Below are 658 nucleotides of genomic sequence, written 5' to 3'. Positions count from 1 at the left end.
TATGCACCCTAGAGGAGTCGAACCTCTAACCGCCTGATTCGTAGTCAGGTACTCTATCCAGTTGAGCTAAGGGTGCTCTTTCCTATGCCGAGGACCGGAATCGAACCGGTACGATTGTTTCCAATCGCAGGATTTTAAGTCCTGTGCGTCTGCCAGTTCCGCCACCCCGGCTTCCTCAAGCGAACGACGGGGTTCGAACCCGCGACCCCCACCTTGGCAAGGTGATGTTCTACCACTGAACTACGTTCGCATTCGCTTCTTTCCTTTAATGCCGGCTACATGACTTGAACACGCGACCCTCTGATTACAAATCAGATGCTCTACCAACTGAGCTAAGCCGGCTTATCTCCTATGCGGGTGAAGGGACTTGAACCCCCACGCCGTTAAGCGCCAGATCCTAAATCTGGTGCGTCTGCCAATTCCGCCACACCCGCCTGTGACTATGACCCGTACTGGGCTCGAACCAGTGACCCTTTGATTAAAAGTCAAATGCTCTACCAACTGAGCTAACGAGTCTCTCTAATGTATCTCTATACACTAAAACGGTCCCGACGGGAATCGAACCCGCGATCTTCGCCGTGACAGGGCGACGTGATAACCGCTACACTACGGGACCTATTAAGCCTTTCCGCTTAAAGAAATGGGAGTTAACGGGATC

General features: G+C 52.4%; 7 tRNA genes. All 7 read right to left on the bottom strand.

From position 1 onward, the window contains the following. Positions 1–2: 2 nt before the first annotated feature. The 7 genes from HMPREF2933_RS08645 to HMPREF2933_RS08615 all read right to left on the bottom strand — a co-directional run bounded on the left by HMPREF2933_RS08645 (position 3) and on the right by HMPREF2933_RS08615 (position 616). Positions 3–76: transfer RNA gene (locus tag HMPREF2933_RS08645), tRNA-Arg, on the bottom strand. A gap of 9 nt (positions 77–85) precedes the next feature. Next, a tRNA-Leu gene (locus HMPREF2933_RS08640) sits at positions 86–171 on the bottom strand. A gap of 7 nt (positions 172–178) precedes the next feature. Next, positions 179–250 (bottom strand) — tRNA-Gly (locus HMPREF2933_RS08635). Between the two features lie 19 nt (positions 251–269). Then, positions 270–342, bottom strand: a tRNA-Thr gene (locus HMPREF2933_RS08630). Positions 343–352: 10 nt separating this feature from the next. Further along, positions 353–434, bottom strand: a tRNA-Leu gene (locus HMPREF2933_RS08625). Positions 435–443: 9 nt separating this feature from the next. Further along, positions 444–516 (bottom strand) — tRNA-Lys (locus tag HMPREF2933_RS08620). A 27-nt stretch (positions 517–543) separates the two neighbouring features. After that, positions 544–616: transfer RNA gene (locus tag HMPREF2933_RS08615), tRNA-Asp, on the bottom strand. Positions 617–658 lie beyond the last annotated feature (42 nt).

Origin of the sequence: Streptococcus sp. HMSC066F10 (genome assembly GCF_001813805.1) — a bacterium.
Lineage (GTDB): Bacteria > Bacillota > Bacilli > Lactobacillales > Streptococcaceae > Streptococcus > Streptococcus vaginalis.
Note: the sequence above shows the minus strand (reverse complement) of the source record. Positions and strands in the feature narration are given on the sequence as shown.